The organism is Microbacterium karelineae (assembly GCF_009745985.1).
Taxonomy (GTDB): Bacteria; Actinomycetota; Actinomycetes; order Actinomycetales; family Microbacteriaceae; genus Microbacterium; species Microbacterium karelineae.
In genome coordinates this window covers 451,864-471,012 of sequence record NZ_WFIX01000191.1, presented here as the reverse complement: position 1 = coordinate 471,012, position 19,149 = coordinate 451,864, and the positions used below count along the sequence as shown (strand labels likewise).

Here is a 19,149-nt window from a genome sequence, read left to right as displayed (position 1 = left end):
CCATCCTCGTGGCAGATCAGGGGTCGAGCGGCGGATCAGGTGAAGCGGAGGCCGAGCCCGAGAACGGGACCGCCGCGGGCGGTGCCGTCTTCGATCGACAGGCCCGTCGGTTCGGCGAGGGCGCCGAGCTGCGCGAAGCCCGCGTCCTCGACGTCCTCCACCCAGGTCTCCTCGGGGAGGCAGTACGCGAGCTGCGACGAGAGCTCCGGCAGCAGATGCGGGGCGAGCCGCGTGCCGCGCTCGCGCGCGAGGTCCGCGATCTCGAGGAACGGCGTGATGCCGCCGACCCGCACGATGTTGGGCTGGACGACATCGACCGCGCCGGCGTCGATCGCGTCGCGGAAGCGGTGGATCGTGTGGAGGTTCTCGCCGAGCGCGACGGGGACGTCGATGCGGCGGCGCAGCTCGGCGTGGCCCGCGATGTCGTCGGCGCGCAGGGGCTCTTCGATCCAGTCGGGCGAGAACTCCGCGAGCCGCTCCGTCGCGCGCGTCGCGGCGTCGAGATCCCACCGCTGGTTGGCGTCGATCATGAGCCGCCTCTCGGCGCCGAGCACCTCGCGTACGGCGGCGACGCGGGCGACGTCGCGCGCCAGGTCGGGGCTGCCGACCTTGATCTTCACGGCGCGGAAGCCCTGCTCCACCCATCGCGTCACCTGCGCGACGAGCTCGTCCTGCGCGTAATGCAGGTTCACCCCGCTGCCGTAGGCGGGCAGCGCGTCGTGCCGGCGGCCGATGAGGTCGGTCACGCTCGTGCCCGCGCGGCGCGCCGCGAGGTCCCACAGCGCGAGGTCGAGGCCCGCGAGCGCGATCGTCGTCACGCCGCCGGATCCGGCCTCGTGCAGGTGGGCCCACGCGTCGTGCCAGATCGACGGATCCGCGTCGCGGCCGCGTGCGAAGTCGGCGATGTCGTGTGCGAGCATCTGCTCGACCGCGTGCGCACCGATCGTCGGCGTCCAGCTGAATCCGTGCCCCGTGCCTCCGTCGGAGTCGCGCACGCGGGTCGCGATCACGTGCAGCTCGCGCACGGCCTCGCCCCAGGGACGGACGAGGGGGATCGTGATGAGCCGCGTGTCGAGCGACGCGATGCTGGGCGTCGTCATGCGGCTCGCGCCTCCGCGCGGGACTCGGCGAGCTCCTCGCCGCGGGCGAGGATGCGCGCGAGCCGCTCGGTCTGCTCGGGTGTCGGGTCGGTGAGCGGTGCCCGCACCGACCCGACGGGGATGCCGCCGAGGCGCACACCGGCCTTCACGAGCGAGATCGCGAACCCGGGCACCTCGTCTCGAAGCGCGACGAGCGGCGTGAAGAACTCGTCGAGAAGCAGACGGCGCGTAGCGTCGTCGTCGCCGCGGAGGGCCGTGAAGAAGCTCGCTGTGGCGGTGGGGGCCATCGCGAACGCGGCCGAGGAGTACATCGGGATGCCGATCGCGGAGTACGCGGCCTGCGTCATCTCGGCCGTCAGCAGGCCGTTGAAGAAGAGGATCTCGCGTCCGGAGCGCTCGGCCTCGAGCACGAACTGCTGGGCGACGGCGAGGTCGCCCGCGCCGTCCTTGATGCCCACGACGCGCGGGTTCTGGAGAAGGCGCCGGACGGACTCGGGGGTGAACTGCGCGTTCGCGCGGTGATACGCGATGATCGGCAGCTCTGTCTCCGCGGCGATCTGCTCGACGTACGCGACGAGGCCCTCCTGGGGGGCGCCCACGAGGTAGGGCGGCATGACGAGCAGGCCGTCGGCGCCCTCCTCGGCGGCGGTGCGCGCGCAGGCGAGCGCATGGCCGAGGGGACCGCCGGCTCCGCCGAGCACGGGGACGGCGCCGTCCGTGGCGGCGACGGAGGCGCGCACGACGGCGCGGTAGTCGTCGAGGGAGAGCGCGTGGAACTCGCCGGTGCCGCACGCCGCGAACACGGCGCCGGGGCTGTCTGCGACACGGTCGGCTACATGGCGGGCCACGAGCTCCTCGTCGACGCGGTCGCGGTCGTCGAACGCCGTGACGGGGAAGAAGAGCACGCGGTCGGGGATCTCGAGAGCGGTCATCGTGTCGCCTCCTGGGGGACGGGTGTGCGGGTGAGCTGGTCGCGCCACAGCCGTGTGGCGCGCCAGCCGAGCAGCCGCTCGGCGCGGGCGCTCGAGAAGACGGACTCGGTGCCCGTCAGCTGGTGGGAGAGCGGGGCCAGCGCGGGCAGGTGCGCACGCACGGCGACGGCGGTGTCGCCGTCTGCGAGGGCGTCGGGGGCGCCGACGAAGAAGGTGGATCCGTTCGGCACGTCGCTGGCGCCGGCGATCCACGCGGCGACGAACTCGCCGGCGTCGCGGGCGTCGACGTAGTTGAACAGGGCGACGGCCGACAGTGTGGGATCGGCGATGCGCTCGGCGACCGTGTGGCCCTGCTGGGTCGGCGCGCCCGCCCACTCCTCGGGGGCGATCACGTAGCAGGGGCGGAAGACGCCGAAGCTCATGCGGTCGCCGTGCTGGCGCACCGCCATCTGCACGATCTGCTCCATCGCCACCTTCGACGCGGCGTAGCCGTTCCACGGCGCGACGGGGTGGTCCTCGTCGAGGGGGAGGCGCTCGGGCGCCCAGCCGCTCGGGGACCCGTAGCCGATCACGGTGGGGCTCGAGGCGAGCAGGAGGGATCCCGTGCCGGAGTCGAGCGCGGCCGCGAGGACCGACCACACGAGCTGCGTGTTGATGCGGAAGATGTCGGGGTCGGGCAGGGCGCCCGGGACGGCGATCGCCGCGAGGTGCACGACGACGGCGGGGCGGATCCGCTCGAACGCCCGGCGCGTCTCGTCCGGATCGAGGAGGTCGACCGAGACCTGCTCGGCCGCGAGGCCCTCGAGCTTCTCGCGGTCGAAGGAGAAGACCTCGTGCCCGGCATCGGCGAGGGCGGTGACGACGCTGCGACCGAGGCGGCCGGCGCCTCCCGTGACGACGATGCGGCTCATCGTGCGCTCCCCTCGGAGCCCATCGCGGCCGAGGCCGACCCGAGGTCGAGGTCGGCGATGCGGACGGGCTGCTGCGCGGCGAGCGAGCGGTTTCCGGCGATCCCGACGACGACGCTGCGGACGCCGTCGGTCCAGTCGGCCGTCAGCCCGAGGGGATCCTCGCCGGGGCCGCGGAAGACGTCGTCGAGCAGCATCTGGTCGCCGCCGCCGTGCCCGCCCTCGCCCTGGGGGATCGGCACTTCGCGGGCGGGGGAGAAGTGCGTCTGCACGACGAGCCGCTCGCCGGCGGGGCGCGCGGCGTCGGCGGTCACGAGGTCGGGGCGGGCGCTCGGGTCGACGACGGTGCGGCCGTCCTCGTCGATGAGGACGCTGCCGCGCTCGACGACCGTCAGCTCGGCGCGGCCCTTCGTGCCGTTGACGGCGACGGTGTAGCCCTCCCACGGCGAGTGGGCGTTGAGCGAGTAGGTCATCGTCGACCCGCGGTCGTAGTCGACGATGAGCGAGAGGTTGTCCTCGATCGTGATGCCCTCGTCGAACACATCGCGGTCGCGCTGGTAGCCATCATGCGACTCCTGTTCGAGGTACAGCCCGCGCAGCTTGTCGTCGGCGCGCATGTCGAGGCTGAACGCGTCGGTGCGGGGATCGTCGACGGATCCGCGCGGTGCGCGCTCGCCGAGCCCGCGGCGGCGCGCGTTCTCGGCGCCGTAGAAGCGCAGGGCCCCCGACGCGAACACGCGGGAGGGGACGTCGCCGATCCACCAGTTCACGAGGTCGAAGTGGTGGCTCGACTTGTGGATGAGCAGCCCGCCGGAGTTCTGCTTCTCGCGGTGCCAGCGGCGGAAGTAGTCGGCCCCGTGGGCCGTGTCGAGGACCCACTCGAAGTGGACGCTCGTGACCTCGCCGATCTCTCCCGAGGCGATGACTCGCCGCAGCTCGGAGTTGCGGGGCGAGTATCGGTAGTTGAAGGTGATCGTCACCTTGCGGCCCGTGCGCTCGGCCGCATCGGCGATGTCGCGGACGCCCTGCTCGTCGATCGTGAGGGGCTTCTCGACGATCGCGTCGGCCCCGGCCTCGAGGGCGGTCACCACGTGGCGCGCGTGCGTGTGGTCGGGGCTCGTCACGACCACCGCGTCGATCCGCTCCTCGCGGACGACGCGTGCGAGGTCCGCGACGTCGAAGCGGCGCGGGTCGCCCAGCTGCGGGTGCTCGCGCTGCGACCAGTCGATGCGCCCGGAGTTGGGATCGGCCCAGGCGACGAGCACGCCGGCGTCGGCGTGCGTGCCGGCGAGCGCGCCGAGGTACATCTGGGCGCGGGATCCCGTGCCGATGAGGGCGAAGCGGCGGGTGGTCATGACTCTCCTCGATGGGGTGAGAAAGCGGTTTCTCAGGGTCTTCCGATTGTCGTCCTGTGTGTGCGGGGTGTCAAACCGGGGCCCGCCGCACGGGCCCCGGCTCGGCGCACTCAGGGGCGCGTGCCGTGGCCCTGTCCGGGGTGATCCTCGCCCTTGTCGCGGCCGTGGCCGCGCCCGGGGCGGTCGTCATGGGCCGGCGCGACGGGCGGCAGCACGCGGAGGCTCGTCGGGGCGGGGTTCGCCGCGAACCGGGCGCCCGTGCTCTCGGGCGCGGCGTTCGTCAGCTCGAACAGCCCGTGCGTCTCGATCGAGCCGTCGGCGGCGATCTCGGGGCGCGCCGCCTCGCGATCGGTGCTCGCGAACCAGTCGGCCGAGACCTGGTCGGATCCGTGGGCGCCGTCGAAGAAGTTCGTCGGATCGTCGAGCAGCGAGGTGTCGTCCTGCTTCAGGCCGAGCGCGTCGGATGCCGCGCCGCCCCACGACAGCACGCCCGTCGCCTCGTAGGCGGTCGCCGCGGCGCCCGTCTCGAGGCGCACGCCCCTGGCGTTGTCGACCGAGGTCACGCGGTCGAGGCGGACGTCGGGGCCGGAGTTCGAGGTGACGCCGGTGCCGAGGTTGTCGAATGCGAGCGCGTTCCGCAGCAGGTGGTCTCCGGGGATCGACTCGCCGCCGAGCTTGAACCCGTTGCCCTCGCCCGTCGCCGCCGGATCATCTTCGAGCACGCCGTTCGCATAGGCGACGGAGTCCTCGACCACGACCGTGCCGATCGGGCCGCTCGTCGACTTCGCGTAGAGGTCCCACCCATCGTCGATGTTGTTGTAGGCGATGTCGTAGCGGAACACATTGCCCTCGCCGACCGTGAGCTTCGCGGCGAAGCCGTCGGCGTCGTTTCCCCCCTCGTCGGCGTTGTTGTGCGAGATGGACGAGACCACGAGGTTGTGCGACGGCCACATCGACGACGGCTCGCTCGAGCGGCCGGAGATCTGGATGCCGGTGTCGCTGTTGTGGTGCGACTCGACCCGCTCGATCACGTTGTGATGGCCCTCGATGTGCATCGGCTTCTGCTTGTCGCCGGATCCCGTGATCTCGAGGTCGTGCACGTGCCACCAGTCGCCGCGGATGTGCAGGCCGCCGCCGACGGAGTTCGACAGGTCGAGCGTCGCGCGGTCGCCGGGCGTCGACATGAGCACGATCGGCTCGCCCTCGCCGCCGTCGCGGCCGCGTTCGACGACGATCGCCGAGGTCGGGGAGTAGGTGCCGCCCTCGAGGACGATCTGCTGTCCCGGCTGCGCGAAGGCGACGGCCGTGTGCAGGTCGAGGGGATCGGCGGGGGATCCGTCGCCGTCGGCGGATCCGTCGGGCGCGACCCGGAGCGACCGGCCGGGCTCGCCGTAGGCGCGCATCGTCACGGTGTGCGGGGTCTCGACCGGATCCAGCGAGGCGAGGCGCTCGTGTGCGGCCAGCTGCGGCTGCTCGTCGGAGGGGGTCGCGCGCACGGTCAGATCGTTCGCGCCGGCGTCGAGGGGCACCGTCGCGGTCGCCCGCTCGCCGGGGGAGAGCGCGATGTCGCTCGCGAGGACGGCGCCTCCGGCGCCGAGGATCTCGCCCGTGCCGTGGAAGTTCGCGGTGACAGGGATCTCGAGCGCGTCCCTGGGCGTCGTCGTGGTCACGTCGACGTCGAGGGTGGGCTCGACGTACTCGACCGGGCGCTCCTCCGCGGCGTCGTCGTCTTCGGGGCGGATCGTGTGGAACGACCAGTCCGTCACGGTGACGGCGATCTTGCGCGCGACCGCGAAGCCGACGTACAGCGCCTCGCCGTCCTGCTGCAGGAGCATCTCGGGCTCGTAGGCGATGACCTCGGCGTCGTCGCCGTCGCGGTGCCAGATGGCGTGGAATCCCGTGTTCGAGCGGCGCAGCGTGAGCTCGTACTCGTCGCCGGTCTCGAAGCGCGAGGATGTGCCGAGCTCGGCGCGGTGGTCGGGATCGAACACCGCCGAGCCGGACGTGTCGCGGGCGCCGGCCGTGGCGTCGTCGGTCGCGCCGGTGTACCCGCGCACGAAGCGTCCTCCCGGCGCTCCGTTGATCGTCGCGCCCGTCCCTTCGCCGTATCGGGTGATGAGCGCGCCGGCGGAGTTGAAGTACCGGTCGCGCGACGAGCCGGCGACGAGGTCGTCCACGGCGATGACGCCGAATCCGGACTGGCCGTCCTTCGCCGCGGCGTCGTCGACGCGGAACGTGCCGGTGAGGGTGAAGTTCTCGGCCTCGGGGTCGATCTCGGTGAAGAAGTACTGGAAGCCGTCCTCGCTCGAGGCGAGCTTGCTCCCGCTGGCGCGCGCGTCGAAGGTGAGGGTGCCGTCGGCGTTCTCGGTGACCTCCCCTCCGGATCCCGCGCCTGACCCGACGTCGGCGATCTGCCAGCGTTCGGCGTTCGTCGCGGCCTCGGCGGCCGCGCCATCGGAGGCGGATGCGGGCGCCGAGGCCGCGACGAGGGCGCCGGCGGAGAGGGCCGCGACGGCTCCTCTGGTGAATGTGCGCAGCAGTGACATGGATCTCCTCTTCGAGATGCGTCGAGAATGCGGATGCGGCGCCACGGGGAGGCGTCGGGATCGGTTGCAAGAAACCGGTTTCTCTGAAAGGATCCTACGGATGACGCGAGGGGGTGTCAACGGGACGCCGAGCGATCGGCGGCAGATCTTCCACCCGTGTCGGCGTCATGGCCGACCAGGACCGGACCACGTCCTCCGGGGTCTTCCGCCCGGAGCAGCGCGAAGGAGCGAGCATGAGAACGACACTTCTGGGGCAGGGCGACGCGGTCGTCGCATACGACGACGGCGCCGATGTCGCGCCCGTGCGCTCGCCGAGGCCGTTCCTCGTGGCGACATCGCGCGGCGGCGCGCCCGTGACCGATGTCGGGCCCGACGACCACCTGCACCACCTCGGCCTGAGCGCCGCGCTCCCCGATGTCGACGGCACGAGCTTCTGGGGCGGCCGCACGTACGTGCGGGGTCGCGGCTCCACGCTGCTCGACAATCACGGGGCGCAACGGGTCGTCGACCGTCACCGAGACGGCGATCGTCTGACGGAGCGCATCGAGTGGTGCGCCCGGCGCGGGGGCGTCGTGCTCGACGAGCGCCGCTCGATCGTGGTGCGCGACGCCGAGGGCGGCCGCGAGATCGTGTGGGTGTCCGAGCTCGAGGCGCGCGATGGCGACGTGACCTTCGGCAGCCCGCAGACCAATGGGCGCGATGGCGCGTTCTACGGGGGGCTGTTCTGGCGCACGCCGTTCACCAGCGCGCGGCTGCGCTCCGCCGACGGCGCGGGTGAGGCGGTCGCGCATGGATCCCGTTCGCCGTGGCTCGCCGTGGACGGCGTTGCGGCGTCGCTCGTCGCGGCCACGACCGCGACGGACATGCCGTGGTTCGTGCGCGCGACCGGATACGTCGGCTTCGGCCCGGCCGTCGCCGTCGACGACCGCCGGATCCTGCCCGCCGGTCAGACCCTGCGGCTCGACCTCGCGGTCGCGATCCTCGACGGCGCGCCGAGCGATCCGGCCGCCGTCGCGGCGGGCCTGATCGGCGCCCTGGATCCGGGGGTCGCCCTCTCGGCGTGAGCGCGCCGGGCGCGCTCGCGCCCGCGCTCAGTCCCGGACGAGGGTGACGGGGCGCGCGAGGCCGCGCACGTCGACCGTCGGCCAGGCCGCATCGCGGGTGAGGACCTCGATGCCGTCGTCGCACGCGATCACGGTGTCCTCGAGCTTCGCGCCGGGAACCCACGGGTTCCACGCGAAGGCCTGCGGGGCGTCGAGGATCTCGTCGGCGTCGGGGTGCGCCTTGGGGTCGCGGCCCGCGTAGCCTGTCGGCCCACCCTGGTGGTGTGCGCGCCACGCGTCGTCGCCGAAGCCGTGCCGCGCGTAGGCCGAGGCGACGTCGGCCAGCACGTCGCCGAGGCGGCGGCCCGCGCGCGTCGCGGCGAACGCATCGGCCTCGACGTCGCGCAGCGCGGCCTCGGTGTCGGCGAACGGATCCTCGCCGCCGAAGCGCACCCAGCGCGACATGCTCGCATGCAGCCCGTGGCGCACCGTCGTCACGACCGCGAGGGCGCGGTGCCCGAGCGGCGCATCCGTGGGGATCGGATGGGGGACGCGCCCGCGGCTCTCGCCCGCGACGAGGGCGACGGCCGGCTCCGCACCGATCTCGTAGGCCGCGCGCGCGAGGCGTCCGGCGAGCTCGCGCTCGGTCCAGGTCGGCTCCGCGCGTTCGAGGATCCGCGTGACCGCGCGGGCCGTGTCGGTCCCGAGCGCGCGATAGCGGTCGCGTTCGGCGGGCGTCAGGACGGCGCGCGCCGCGCGCAGCTCGGCCATCGCGTCGCCCTCGCGGAGCGCCCCCGGAACAGCGGTGTCGAGCGCCGCGTGCCACGGCACGACGTCCCACTCGACCGTGCCGCAGATCTCCTCCTCGGCGAGGCGGTCCGCCTCGTTCGCGAGGGTCGTCACCCGCACGCCGCCGTCGGCGTCGACCGTCGCCGAGAACACGGGGGCGCCGCCGAGCGGGACGCCCGTGCGGGCCCCGTCGAAGAGCCATGCGAGCGCGGCGGGGGAGGCGAGATGGAGGGCGGGCGCCCCGCGATCGGCGAGGATCCGCCGGATCCTCGCGATCTTGACGGGGCGGTCGGCGTTCGCGTCGTTGCGATGAGTCATGGTCTCCTCGTGTCGATCGGAGAGGTCTGCGGTGGCGCGAGCCTATCAGTAACCGGTTTCTCATGTAGGCTGGTGTCGATGAACCTCACGGGCGAGCACCATTACCGGAATCCGATCATCGACGCCGATCTGCCGGATCCCGACGCGATCCGCGTCGGCGACAGGTACGTCATGACGGCGTCGAGCTTCAACCGCGCGCCGGGCCTGCCCGTGTACGTGTCGGACGACCTCGTGAACTGGGAGCGCGTCGGCGACGCGCTCCCCGCCGTCGAGCCGCGCCCATGGTTCGACGTGCCGCGCCACGGGGGCGGCGTCTGGGCGCCGTCGATCCGCCACCACGGCGGCGTGTACTTCATCGTGTACCCCGACCCCGATCAGGGGATCTTCGTCGTCACCGCCACCGATCCGGCCGGCCCGTGGAGCGCGCCGCACCTGCTGCTCGGGGGCCTCGGCCTCATCGATCCGTGCCCGCTGTGGGACGACGATGGGCGGGCCTATCTCGTGCACGGCTGGGCGCGCTCGCGCGCGGGCCGCAAGAACGTGCTCTCGGTCGCGGAGGTCGATCCCGAGCTGCGCGAGGTGCTCTCCCCGGCGCGCGACGTGATCGACGGCGCGCTGCTCGACGGGTGGATGACGCTCGAGGGGCCGAAGTTCTATGCGCGGGACGGCTGGTACTGGATCCTCGCCCCCGCGGGCGGCGTCGCGACGGGCTGGCAGGCCGCCTTCCGCTCGCGCGAGCCCTACGGGCCCTACGAGGAGAGGATCGTGCTCGCGCAGGGTTCCACGCCCGTCAACGGCCCGCACCAGGGGGCCTGGGTGTCATCGCCCGACGGCCGCGACTGGTTCCTCCACTTCCAGGATCGCGGCCCGTTCGGGCGCGTCGTGCACCTGCAGCCCATGTCCTGGGGTGAGGACGGATGGCCCCTCATGGGGGCGGCGGTCGACGGCGGGCCGGACGAGCCCGTCCTGACGTATCCGTCACCCCACGGCACCGCACAGGGGCGACGCACGCTCGCCCGCGACGACGACTTCGCCGCCGGCGTCCCCGGCCCGTACTGGACGTGGCAGGCGAACCCGGATCCCGAGGCGATCGTCCCCGGGAGCGGGGCGCTGCGCCTGCGTTCGAGCGAGGACGCCGGCAATGTGCGGGTCCTGCCGCGCGTGCTCGGCCAGCCTCTCCCGGGGATGGCGTCGCGGTCGCGCGTGGGCGTCGCCCTCGAGGGGCCCGTGGGATCCCGCGCCGGCCTCGCGATCCTCGGCCGCGACTACGTGTGGGCGGGCATCCGCCGCACGGCCTCCGGCGACGAGGCGGTCGTCGCCGCGCGTGGGAGGGACGACCTCGCCGAGCACGTCATCGCGCGGTGGCCCGTCGCGGGCGAGGCGGAGGTCGAGCTCGCGTGCGGCGCCGACGCGGCCATCACCGCGACGATCACGGCGGGAGGATCCTCGGTCGACGTGGATCCCGGAGTCATGGCCGCGGAGGGTCAGTGGATCGGCGCGGAGGTCGCCCTGTTCGCCGGGAGCGGCTACGGCGCGCCGGACGCCGTCGGGACCTTCACCCACTTCCGCATCGATCTGGACGAGGATTGACCCATGGCAGGCAGACGAGCGCGCCGCACCCCCTCGCGCGAGACGACCATCTCCGACATCGCCCGAGAGGCGGGCGTGTCGAAGGCGACCGTCTCGCGCGTCATGAACGGCGTCGCGACCGTGAACGAGGAGATCGCCGAGCGCGTGCGCGCGGCCGTTCGCGAGCTCGGCTACACCCGGAGCGAGACGGCGCGCTCGCTGTCGCTCGGCGTGAGCCGCACGATCGGCGTCGTCGTGCCCGATCTCGCGAACCCGATGTTCCACCAGGTGCTGCACGGCCTGCACCGCGCGGCCGAGCGCGACGGGTACCGGGTGCTCGTGGCCGACACCCTCGAGAACAGCGAGGGCGAGGCGGCCGTCACTCTCGACATCCGCAATCGCACCGACGCGATCGCCCTGTTCGCGCCGCGTATGACGCGCGAGGAGCTGATCGACCTCATCCCGCGCGTGCACCCCGTCGTGGTGTTCAACCGCACGACGGGCGAGCGCGCCGGATCCGTGCTCGTCGACTACGAGGCGGGCGTGCGCGAGCTCGCCGAGCACCTCGTCTCGCTGGGACACACGGAGATCGCCTACCTCGCGGGCCCGCCCGAGAGCCGTTCGAACTGGGCGCGCCAGCGCGGGCTCGAGCACGTGCGCGCATCGCACGACGACGTGCGCATCGAGGAGATCCCGTGCGGGCACGCCTTCGAAGACGGCTACGCCGCCTGGCCCGCGGTGCGCGAGACGGGCGCGACGGCGGCGATCGCGTTCAACGACGTCGTGGCGCTCGGCCTGCTCGGGCGGCTCACCGAGGAGGGCGTGCGGGTGCCGCAGGACCTCTCGGTCGCCGGATTCGACGACATTCCCTACTCGCAGTACTCGTCGCCGAGCCTCACGACCATGACCTCGCGGCTCGGCGATCTCGGCGAGCGTGCCTGGACGGCCCTCGTCGCCGAGATGAACGGCGACGCCGACCGCGCGGCCGTGACCTTCGCCCCCGAGCTCGCGCGCCGCGGCAGCACGGGGGAGCGCCCGTGACGGCGCCGCGCGAGACGCACCCCGCCCGCGACGACCAGGAGACCCCCGCCATGACGGCCCCGCGCCTCGGACTCATCGGAACCGGCGGACACGGCCGCACCCACCTCGCGCGCGCCCTGCGCCTGCACGAGGCCGGGCGCGTGCGCCTCGCCGCCGTCGCGGACCCGCACCCGCCGGAGGTCGACGCGCTCCCCGCAGGCACGACGCGCTTCGCAGACGGCGCCGAGATGCTCGCCGCGGGCGGGACCGACATCGTGGTGATCTGCACGCCCATCCACACCCACTTCATCCTGGCGTCCGCGGCGATCGCCGGCGGCAACGACGTCCTGCTCGAGAAGCCGACGACGGCGACGCTCGACGAGTTCGAGCGGCTCACGGCACTCGCGGATCGCGCGGGCGCGCGCGTGCAGATCGGCTTCCAGAGCCTCGGATCGGGCGCGATCGGCCTCGTCCGCTCGCGCGTGGCCGCGGGCGAGATCGGCGACGTCGTGCGGTACGCCGCGACGGGCGCGTGGGTGCGCGACGATGTCTACTGGACGCGCTCGCCCTGGGCGGGGAGGCGCACGCTCGACGACCGCGTCGTGGCCGATGGCGTGCTGACGAACCCCCTCGCGCACGCGACGGCGACGGCGCTCGCGATCGCGGGCGCGACCGAGGCGGGCGATGTCGCCTCGCTCGAGCTCGATCTCTGGCGCGCGAACGACATCGAGGCCGACGACACCTCGGTCGCGATCTTCGGCCTGCCGGGCGGTGTGCGGCTCACGACGGCCGTCACGCTCGCGGCGGCGGCGCACGCCGAGCCGTATGTCGAGGTCGTCGGCACGCGCGGATCCCTGCGGTTCTGGTACAAGTCCGACCGTGTCGATCTGCGGGGCGCCGACGGCGCGGTGCGTGAGACCATCGCCACGACGACCGTCGACCTGCTCGAGAACCTCCTCGCGGCGCGCGAGCGCGGCGATGCGCTCCTCGCGCCCATCGCCGCCACGGGGGCGTTCATGCGCCTCGTCGACGGCGTCGTCGCGGCGCCCGCTCCGACGCCGATCCCGGCCGCGTTCGTCTCCGAGCGCGACGACGACCGGGGCCGCCACCTCGTCGTCGCGGGCATCGAGGACGAGCTCGAGCGGGCCCTCGCCGCCGAGGCGACCTTCACGGCGATCGGCAGCCCGTTCACGGCGGTGCGGTCGTGACCGACCCGCTCGCCGCGTTCGTCGCCCGCGCGGCGGCGCACGACATCGCGCTCCACTCGCTCGAGGTGAGCGTGCACGGCGAGCTCGTGCAGAGCGCGGGCGCCGCGCCGCTCGGGCCGCTCACGCCGCACCGGATGTACTCGGTCGCGAAGTCGCTCACGGGCCTGATCGTGCTCGCCCTGGCGCACGAGGGGCGCCTCGGGCTGGACGACAGGATCGTCGACCACTTCCCCGAGAAGCGCCCCGTGGATCCGCTCACCGCGCGCGCGACGGTCGCCGACCTGCTCGCGATGCGCGGGCCGCACGCCGCGACGACCTATCGCGAGGAGGACGGCGACTGGCTCGACAGCTGGTTCCGCACGCCGCCGACGCATCGTCCCGGAACGCTGTTCACCTACGACACGAGCGGCAGCTATGTGCTCTCGGCCCTCGTGGAGCGGATCGCGGGGGCCCCGCTCGAGGACGTCCTGCGCGACCGGATCTTCGCCCCCACGGGCGGCGACGGCATGCGGATGCGCCGCGGCCCGGATGGCGTCGGACACGGGGGATCCGGCCTCGTGTGCCGGCCGCGCGACCTGCTGCGCGTCGCAGAGGCGCTGAACGCCGAGGGCGGGGTTCTCCCGGCAGGCGTCGTGCGCGCCGCGCTCGAGCGCCGTGCCGACCCCGCGATGCAGACGTGGGGCGCGCCCCTGCGCGCGGGCTACGGTGCCCAGTTCTGGCTGCCGCCGGGCGGCGGCTGGATGATGTTCGGCCTCGGCGGGCAGATCGTCTACGGCGACCCGGACCGCGGCGTCGCCGCCGTCGTCACGGCGAACGCGCAGGCCTGCCAGAGCGGCGATCAGCGCCTCGCCTCGCTGTTCCTCGAGGCGATCGCCGACGATCCGAGCGGGGAGGACCCGGTCGAGCTGCGGTGGCCGGCGCCGCGGCATGACCCGCGCCACGCGCGCGCAGCGGACGGAGAGCTCATCGCGGTCTCGGGCCGCGGGCACCCGCCCCGGATCCAGGCGCGCCTCGGCGCCGACGCGGTCGAGCTGCGCTTCGGAAGCGCGGTCAGCGTCGGGCCCCTCGACCGCGCGGATCCGGTCGAGATCCCCGGCCTCGGAACCGCGGCCATCGCGGCCCGCCCGGGCCACGCGGATCCCGTCGAGATCCCCGGCCTCGGCGTCGGCGTCGCGACGGGCGGCTGGTGCGAGCCCGATACGCTCGACCTGCGCGTCGACCTCTCCGGCGACGACATCGCCCGCCTGCGCATGCGGATCCTCGTCACCGACGACGGGCTCATCACGGTGCAGTCGCAGGGCTTCGGGCCCGCGATCGGCGGCACCTGGAACTGGTTCGGCAGCTACGCGCCCATCGCCCACACGGGGGCGATCAGGTGAGCGGCCGATACCGCCTCGTCCTCGTGCTCGGGCAGTCCAACGCGAACGGCTCGAACACCGACTTCGAGCCCGATGGGCAGGACGCCCGCGACCCGCGCATCGACGCCTTCCCCGGATCCGGCGACGACGCGGGAACCATCGTCCCCGCGCGCGAGCCCCTCGCGCCGATCGGCGGCCACCCGCCCGGTGGGCTCGGTCCGGGCGGACCCTTCGCCTCCCTCCTGCTCACGACGCTGCCGGCAGGCGATCGCATCCTGATCGTGCCCGTCACCATGGGCGGCACGGGCATGCGCCGCCACGGAACGTATCCGGGCGTGTGGAAGGTCGGCTTCGAGAAGGAGGGCGCCCCGAACCTCTTCGACGCCGCGGTGCGCCACACCCGCGCGGCGCTCGCCGCGGCCGGGCCGGACGCACGGATCGACGCGGTGATCTGGCATCAGGGCGAGTCGGACGGCGGGCGCTCGGAGGACGACTACGCCGCCGACCTCGACGAGCTCATCCTCGCGCTGCGCGTGCGCGTGCCCGAGGCGTCGGAGGCGCCGTTCATCGTCGGGCAGATGGCGGCGGAGCGGCGGATCGCGTTCCCCGACCACGCGGGCGTCGCCGAGGCGCTCCGCCGCACCCCGGATCGGATCCCGCTCACGGGATACGCCGAGGCGCCGCCCGTCGGACACATCAACGACGCCTCGACGCACTTCACGGCCGCGGGACAGCGCATCCTCGGCGCGAACTGCTTCGCGGCGTATCAGGCGATCGCGCAGTCGCGCGGGGCCGCTGCGGTGGCGCGCGGCTGACGGATCCCCGTCAGCCCCAGCCGCTCCAGCTCGCCGGCGACGATCCGGGCGATCCGCAGCGCGCCCTCGCGCGAGAAGTGCGTGTCGTCGCGCTCGCCGTCGGGGGAGGCGGGCCACGCGCCGGGCTCGAGCCACAGGAAGGCCTCCCGGCTGCCCTCCTCGCCCAGCTCCCGCCACAGACGCCGCGAGAGCAGGGAGAGGTCGACGAAAGGCACGCCTTCCTCACGAGCGAGCGCACGGACGCGCTGCGGGTAGCCGGCGTGCGTCGTCGCCGTGTCCGCGGCGACGACGCCGCGGCGCTCGACCGAGGTCGCGAGCACGGGGATCGCGCCGCGCGAGCGCGCGCCGACGAGGAAGCGCCGCAGGTTCGCCGCGTAGGCGGTGAACAGCTCCGCGTGGCGGTGATCGGGCTTCGGGTCGTTGTGGCCGAAGGCGATGAACAGCACATCGCCGGGGGAGAGCGCGGCGAGGGCGCGGTCGAGCGCGCCCGACTCGATGAAGCTGCGCGTGCTCGCGCCCGAGACCGCGTGATTGTCGACCTCGAGGCCGGAGACCTCGGCGAGCACCTGGCCCCATCCGGTGCGCGGCGCCCTGGCGGCGGGATAGTCGCTCGCGGTGGAGTCGGACGCGATCACGACGCGGCCCGACGGATCCGCGGGGCCGTCCCAGCCGCGCAGCCACTCGGACGCGGAGGGGCCGTCCGCGTCGTGCTCGGCGAACCGCGCCTCGCGCCACGAGAACCCGCCCATGTCATCCCACCGCTCGGGGGAGATGTGCGGCCCGACGGAGCAGGCGACGAACTCGGCGCTTCCGAGCGCCTCGGGTGATCCGCCCTGGTGCCACGGGCGCGCGAGGGCGACGGAACCGCCCGGCGCATCGCCCGTGAAGGCGACCCCTGCGAAGAGCAGGCCGCGCGGGTTCTCGCGGATCGTCGACGGTGCGGCGATGTATCCGGGCCCCGTCGAGTGCACGACGCCGCCGGAGATCACGGCGGTCGCGCGCCCGTACACGATGTCGACGTCGCCGCGGATCTCGCAGTCGGTCACGAGCACGCGGCGCACGGATCCGCGCGTCGGGGTGTCGAGCAGGAGCGTGTCCTGCCGTCCGAGCAGCCGGCAGCCGTCGACGCGCACGCGGTCGCCGCGCGTACGCAGCGCGATCGCCTGCGTGTCGCGCAGCTCGGGGGCCGCTTCGCGGTCGAAGGAGTTCTCGATCGTGAGGCCGCGCACGGTGACGTCGTCGGCGTCGATCGTGACCGTCGCGCAGTCCTGGGCGATGGGCATGCCGCTCGCGTTCAGGTCGCCCTGGCGGAGACCGTATGTGATCGTGACGGCGCGGGGATCGCCCGTCGCCGAGCGGATCTCGAGCGGCGCGGGGCGCGGCGCGATGACGACCTGCTCGACGTAGACGCCGGGCGCGAGGACGATCTCGGTCGCGCCCGGGACGTCGACCGCCATCTGCAGCGACGGCAGGTCGGCGTCTCCGGGGCCGACCGCGACGCGGCTCATCCCTTGACGGATCCGATGAGAGCGCCCTTGACGAAGAAGCGCTGGATGAAGGGGTAGACGATGAGCATCGGCAGCGTCGCGATGAAGATGACGGCCATCTTGACCGACTGCGCGGGCGGGACGACGTCGACCGCCGACTCGTCGGCGTTCATGCCGCTCGCGACGATGACGATCTGGCGCAGCAGCACCTGGATCGGCCACTTGGTCGAGTCGTTGATGTAGAGGATCGCGTGCTGGTAGGTGTTCCAGTAGAAGACGGCGTAGAACAGGCCGATCGTCGCGATCGATGCGAGCGAGAGCGGCAGCACGATGCGCAGGAAGACGCCGAACTCCGAGCAGCCGTCGATACGGGCCGCCTCCTCGAGGCTCTCGGGGATGCCCTGGAAGAAGCTGCGCATGATCACGAAGTTGAAGGCGTTGATCGCGACGGGGAGGATGAGCGACCAGAGGGAGTCGATGAGGCCGAAGGCGTTGACGACCATGAACGTCGGGATCATGCCGCCCGAGAACAGCATCGTGAACACGACGAGGAAGTTGATGACGCGTCGGCCCTTGAGGTGCTTCTTCGACAGGGCGTACGCCATGAAGGCCGTGAGGACGAGGCTGACGAAGGTTCCCATCGCGGTGACGAAGAGCGAGACGCCCATCGCGCGGAAGATCGTCGGCGTCGACAGGATGTAGGTGTACGCGTCGAGCGTGAACGTCTTCGGGAAGAGGATGAACGGGGTCGTCGCGATCTCGCCGGGCGTCGCGAACGAGCTCGCGAGCACGTTGACGAACGGCAGCACGCAGGCGAGCGCGAACACCGTCAGGACGATCGCGTTGACGATCGCGAAGATGCGGCGACCCGGTCGGCGGCGCTGCTTCGCGCCGCGGAACTTGAGAGGGATCGTGGCGGAGGTGACGTTCGTCATGAGGGGGATCCTTGCTGGGGCGAGCGGGCCGCGAAGAGCGCGGCCGTGAGGAAGAGGAAGAACGCGACGGGGTAGAGCACGAGCTGCGTTCCGAGGAGGCAGGCGAGGCCCGCACCGAGGAACCACCATCCCGTGGAGCGGCGACGCGGCCTGCGCGAGGCGAAGAAGAACCCGATCGCGGCGAGGCCGATCACGACGATCAGCGAGAATCCGAACCACGCCGCGAGGGTGCGCGCCGCTTCGACGGCGTCTCCCGACGCCGCGAGGTCGATCCCCGCGGAGCGCAGCGCGGGGGCGATGGACTCACCGAACTCGGCGCTCGTGGCGCTGTTGACCGCGAGGGCGAAGCCGCCCTGCAGGATCGCGGCGAGGCCGACGCCGATCCCGGCGATCCATTTCTCGGGGCGTCGGGTGAACCGGCGGCCCGCCGGCGCGGGCACGGCGGGAGCGGCGAGGGGCTCAGCGCTCATGGATCGTCACCTCGCTCGTCGTCACGTGGGCGCCGTCCTGGGCGACGGCCTCGCCGTCGAGGCCCGTGAGGCTCACGCGGCTGAGGCGGACGCCCTCTGCGAACGCGATCCGGAAGCCCGCCGCCGCCATCTCGGGGACGCCGTCGGCCATCGCCGGGACGGACGGGGTGGGATCCTCGGCGAACGAGATCGCGACGTCGTCGAGCGCGATGTCCGTGAGGGGCCGCTCGGGGAGCCCAGACAGGAAGCCCGCGCACGAGGTGACGCCCGTCGCCGAGAGGCCGGAGATGTGGATCCGGCGGATCGCGGGCGTGCCGTCGTCTGCGGGGAGCGCGCTGCGGTCCGAGACGCGGGGCGCCTTACCGTCGGGTCCGCAGAAGTAGAAGGGGTTGATCACGACGGGGCACGCGACGGATCGCATGACGATGTTCGAGACGCGGACGTCCTCGACGACGCCGCCTCGGCCCCGCCGCGTCTTGAGCCGGATCCCGCGATCGGTGCCGTCGAAGACGCAGTCGCTGATGACGACGCCGCGGACGCCGCCGGTCATCTCGCTGCCGATCACGACGCCGCCGTGCCCGTGCAGCATCGTGCAGTTCGCGATCACGATGTTCTCGCAGGCGGGCGGCGCATCGGCGCGCTCGGTGCCGGACTTGATGGCGATGCAGTCGTCGCCGACGTCGATGTGGCATCCGGTGATGCGCACATTGCGGCTCGACTCCGGGTTGATCCCGTCGGTGTTGGGAGAGTCGGGCGGGTTGATGATGCGGACACCTGCGACGCGGACGTCGTCACAGTGCATCGGGTGAACCGTCCAGCTGGGCGAGTTCGTGAGCGTCACATCGGCGATCGTCACGCGCGTGCATCCGTCGAAGCCGAGCAGGGTCGGTCGGGGGTGCGCGAGCGAGGCGCGGTCGTGGCGGAACGCGTGCCACCATGCGGCGCCGCCGCCGTCGATCCGGCCGAGCCCCGTGATCGCGACATCGGTCTCGCCGCGCGCCGAGATGCAGGGGGAGTGCACCCGAGCGGGTGCCCCCTCCCAGCTCGACTCGATCGCCGGATACAGGTCGGGATCGGGAACGAACCGGAGGATGGCGCCCATCTCGAGGCGCAGCTCGACGAAGGAGCGCAGGCGCAGGGCGCCCGTGCGATGCACACCGGGGGAGATCGTCACGACACCGCCCCCGGCCTGCGCCGCGCGGTCGATCGCCGACTGGATGTCCGCGGTCTCGAGCGCACCCTCGTCGAGGGCGGCTCGCGTCGAGTTCTGCACCTGCTGCTCCTTCGTCATCGTTC

The 19,149-nt window shown here is 73.0% G+C and carries 16 protein-coding genes; 6 read left to right on the top strand and 10 right to left on the bottom strand.

Annotated features, from left to right (window positions below; all coding sequences use genetic code 11):
- Window positions 1–35: 35 nt before the first annotated feature.
- From GB932_RS18610 to GB932_RS18590, 5 genes are all read right to left on the bottom strand, one after another.
- Complete coding sequence (locus GB932_RS18610) at window positions 36–1,100, bottom strand: mandelate racemase/muconate lactonizing enzyme family protein (protein ID WP_156762176.1); 1,065 nt, start codon at window positions 1,098–1,100, stop codon at window positions 36–38.
- Window positions 1,097–2,032: a 5-dehydro-4-deoxyglucarate dehydratase gene (locus tag GB932_RS18605; protein WP_156762175.1), complete on the bottom strand. Its 936-nt coding sequence runs from the start codon at window positions 2,030–2,032 to the stop codon at window positions 1,097–1,099. Before GB932_RS18605 ends, GB932_RS18610 begins: the two co-directional genes overlap by 4 nt.
- Window positions 2,029–2,943, bottom strand: a complete 915-nt coding sequence (locus GB932_RS18600; RefSeq protein WP_156762174.1) for an NAD-dependent epimerase/dehydratase family protein — start codon at window positions 2,941–2,943, stop codon at window positions 2,029–2,031. The genes GB932_RS18605 and GB932_RS18600 overlap by 4 nt, the downstream gene beginning before the upstream one ends.
- Window positions 2,940–4,295 carry a Gfo/Idh/MocA family protein gene (locus tag GB932_RS18595; protein WP_156762173.1) on the bottom strand — a complete coding sequence of 452 codons (1,356 nt, stop codon included), beginning with the start codon at window positions 4,293–4,295 and terminating at the stop codon, window positions 2,940–2,942. The genes GB932_RS18600 and GB932_RS18595 overlap by 4 nt, the downstream gene beginning before the upstream one ends.
- 110 nt (window positions 4,296–4,405) lie before the next feature.
- Window positions 4,406–6,841, bottom strand: a complete 2,436-nt coding sequence (locus tag GB932_RS18590) for a right-handed parallel beta-helix repeat-containing protein (protein ID WP_156762172.1) — start codon at window positions 6,839–6,841, stop codon at window positions 4,406–4,408.
- A gap of 233 nt (window positions 6,842–7,074) precedes the next feature.
- On the opposite strand from GB932_RS18590, the gene GB932_RS18585 reads away from it, so the two are divergent.
- Window positions 7,075–7,905, top strand: a complete 831-nt coding sequence (locus tag GB932_RS18585) for a DUF6807 family protein (protein ID WP_156762171.1) — start codon at window positions 7,075–7,077, stop codon at window positions 7,903–7,905.
- Window positions 7,906–7,932: 27 nt separating this feature from the next.
- Here the strand turns inward: GB932_RS18585 and GB932_RS18580 are convergent, their stop codons facing one another.
- The gene (locus GB932_RS18580) at window positions 7,933–8,991 is read right to left on the bottom strand and encodes a M24 family metallopeptidase (protein ID WP_156762170.1); all 1,059 of its coding nucleotides are present in this window, start codon (window positions 8,989–8,991) and stop codon (window positions 7,933–7,935) included.
- A 78-nt stretch (window positions 8,992–9,069) separates the two neighbouring features.
- Between GB932_RS18580 and GB932_RS18575 the strand changes: the two genes are divergently transcribed.
- From GB932_RS18575 to GB932_RS18555, 5 genes are read left to right on the top strand one after another with little or no spacing between them, the layout of a single operon-like run.
- Entirely contained in the window at window positions 9,070–10,581 is a 1,512-nt protein-coding gene (locus tag GB932_RS18575) for a glycoside hydrolase family 43 protein (protein ID WP_156762169.1), read from the top strand.
- 3 nt (window positions 10,582–10,584) lie between these two features.
- A complete protein-coding gene (locus GB932_RS18570) occupies window positions 10,585–11,601 on the top strand; it encodes a LacI family DNA-binding transcriptional regulator (RefSeq protein ID WP_156762168.1) in 1,017 nt (338 codons plus the stop codon).
- The gene (locus GB932_RS18565; RefSeq protein ID WP_156762167.1) at window positions 11,598–12,788 is read left to right on the top strand and encodes a Gfo/Idh/MocA family protein; all 1,191 of its coding nucleotides are present in this window, start codon (window positions 11,598–11,600) and stop codon (window positions 12,786–12,788) included. The genes GB932_RS18570 and GB932_RS18565 overlap by 4 nt, the downstream gene beginning before the upstream one ends.
- Window positions 12,785–14,167 carry a serine hydrolase domain-containing protein gene (locus GB932_RS18560; RefSeq protein WP_156762166.1) on the top strand — a complete coding sequence of 461 codons (1,383 nt, stop codon included), beginning with the start codon at window positions 12,785–12,787 and terminating at the stop codon, window positions 14,165–14,167. Before GB932_RS18565 ends, GB932_RS18560 begins: the two co-directional genes overlap by 4 nt.
- Window positions 14,164–14,961, top strand: a complete 798-nt coding sequence (locus tag GB932_RS18555; RefSeq protein WP_197517566.1) for a sialate O-acetylesterase — start codon at window positions 14,164–14,166, stop codon at window positions 14,959–14,961. The genes GB932_RS18560 and GB932_RS18555 overlap by 4 nt, the downstream gene beginning before the upstream one ends.
- Here the strand turns inward: GB932_RS18555 and GB932_RS18550 are convergent.
- From GB932_RS18550 to GB932_RS18535, 4 genes are read right to left on the bottom strand one after another with little or no spacing between them, the layout of a single operon-like run.
- Window positions 14,913–16,469, bottom strand: coding sequence for a pectinesterase family protein (locus tag GB932_RS18550; protein WP_156762164.1), 1,557 nt, complete (start codon window positions 16,467–16,469; stop codon window positions 14,913–14,915). The genes GB932_RS18555 and GB932_RS18550 overlap by 49 nt on opposite strands.
- Window positions 16,466–17,383, bottom strand: coding sequence for a carbohydrate ABC transporter permease (locus GB932_RS18545; RefSeq protein WP_156762163.1), 918 nt, complete (start codon window positions 17,381–17,383; stop codon window positions 16,466–16,468). The genes GB932_RS18550 and GB932_RS18545 overlap by 4 nt, the downstream gene beginning before the upstream one ends.
- Window positions 17,380–17,853 (bottom strand): hypothetical protein, encoded by a 474-nt coding sequence (locus tag GB932_RS18540; protein ID WP_156762162.1) that lies wholly within the window; start codon window positions 17,851–17,853, stop codon window positions 17,380–17,382. Before GB932_RS18540 ends, GB932_RS18545 begins: the two co-directional genes overlap by 4 nt.
- Window positions 17,843–19,144: a glycoside hydrolase family 28 protein gene (locus GB932_RS18535; RefSeq protein WP_156762161.1), complete on the bottom strand. Its 1,302-nt coding sequence runs from the start codon at window positions 19,142–19,144 to the stop codon at window positions 17,843–17,845. The genes GB932_RS18540 and GB932_RS18535 overlap by 11 nt, the downstream gene beginning before the upstream one ends.
- Between the last annotated feature and the right edge of the window lie 5 nt (window positions 19,145–19,149).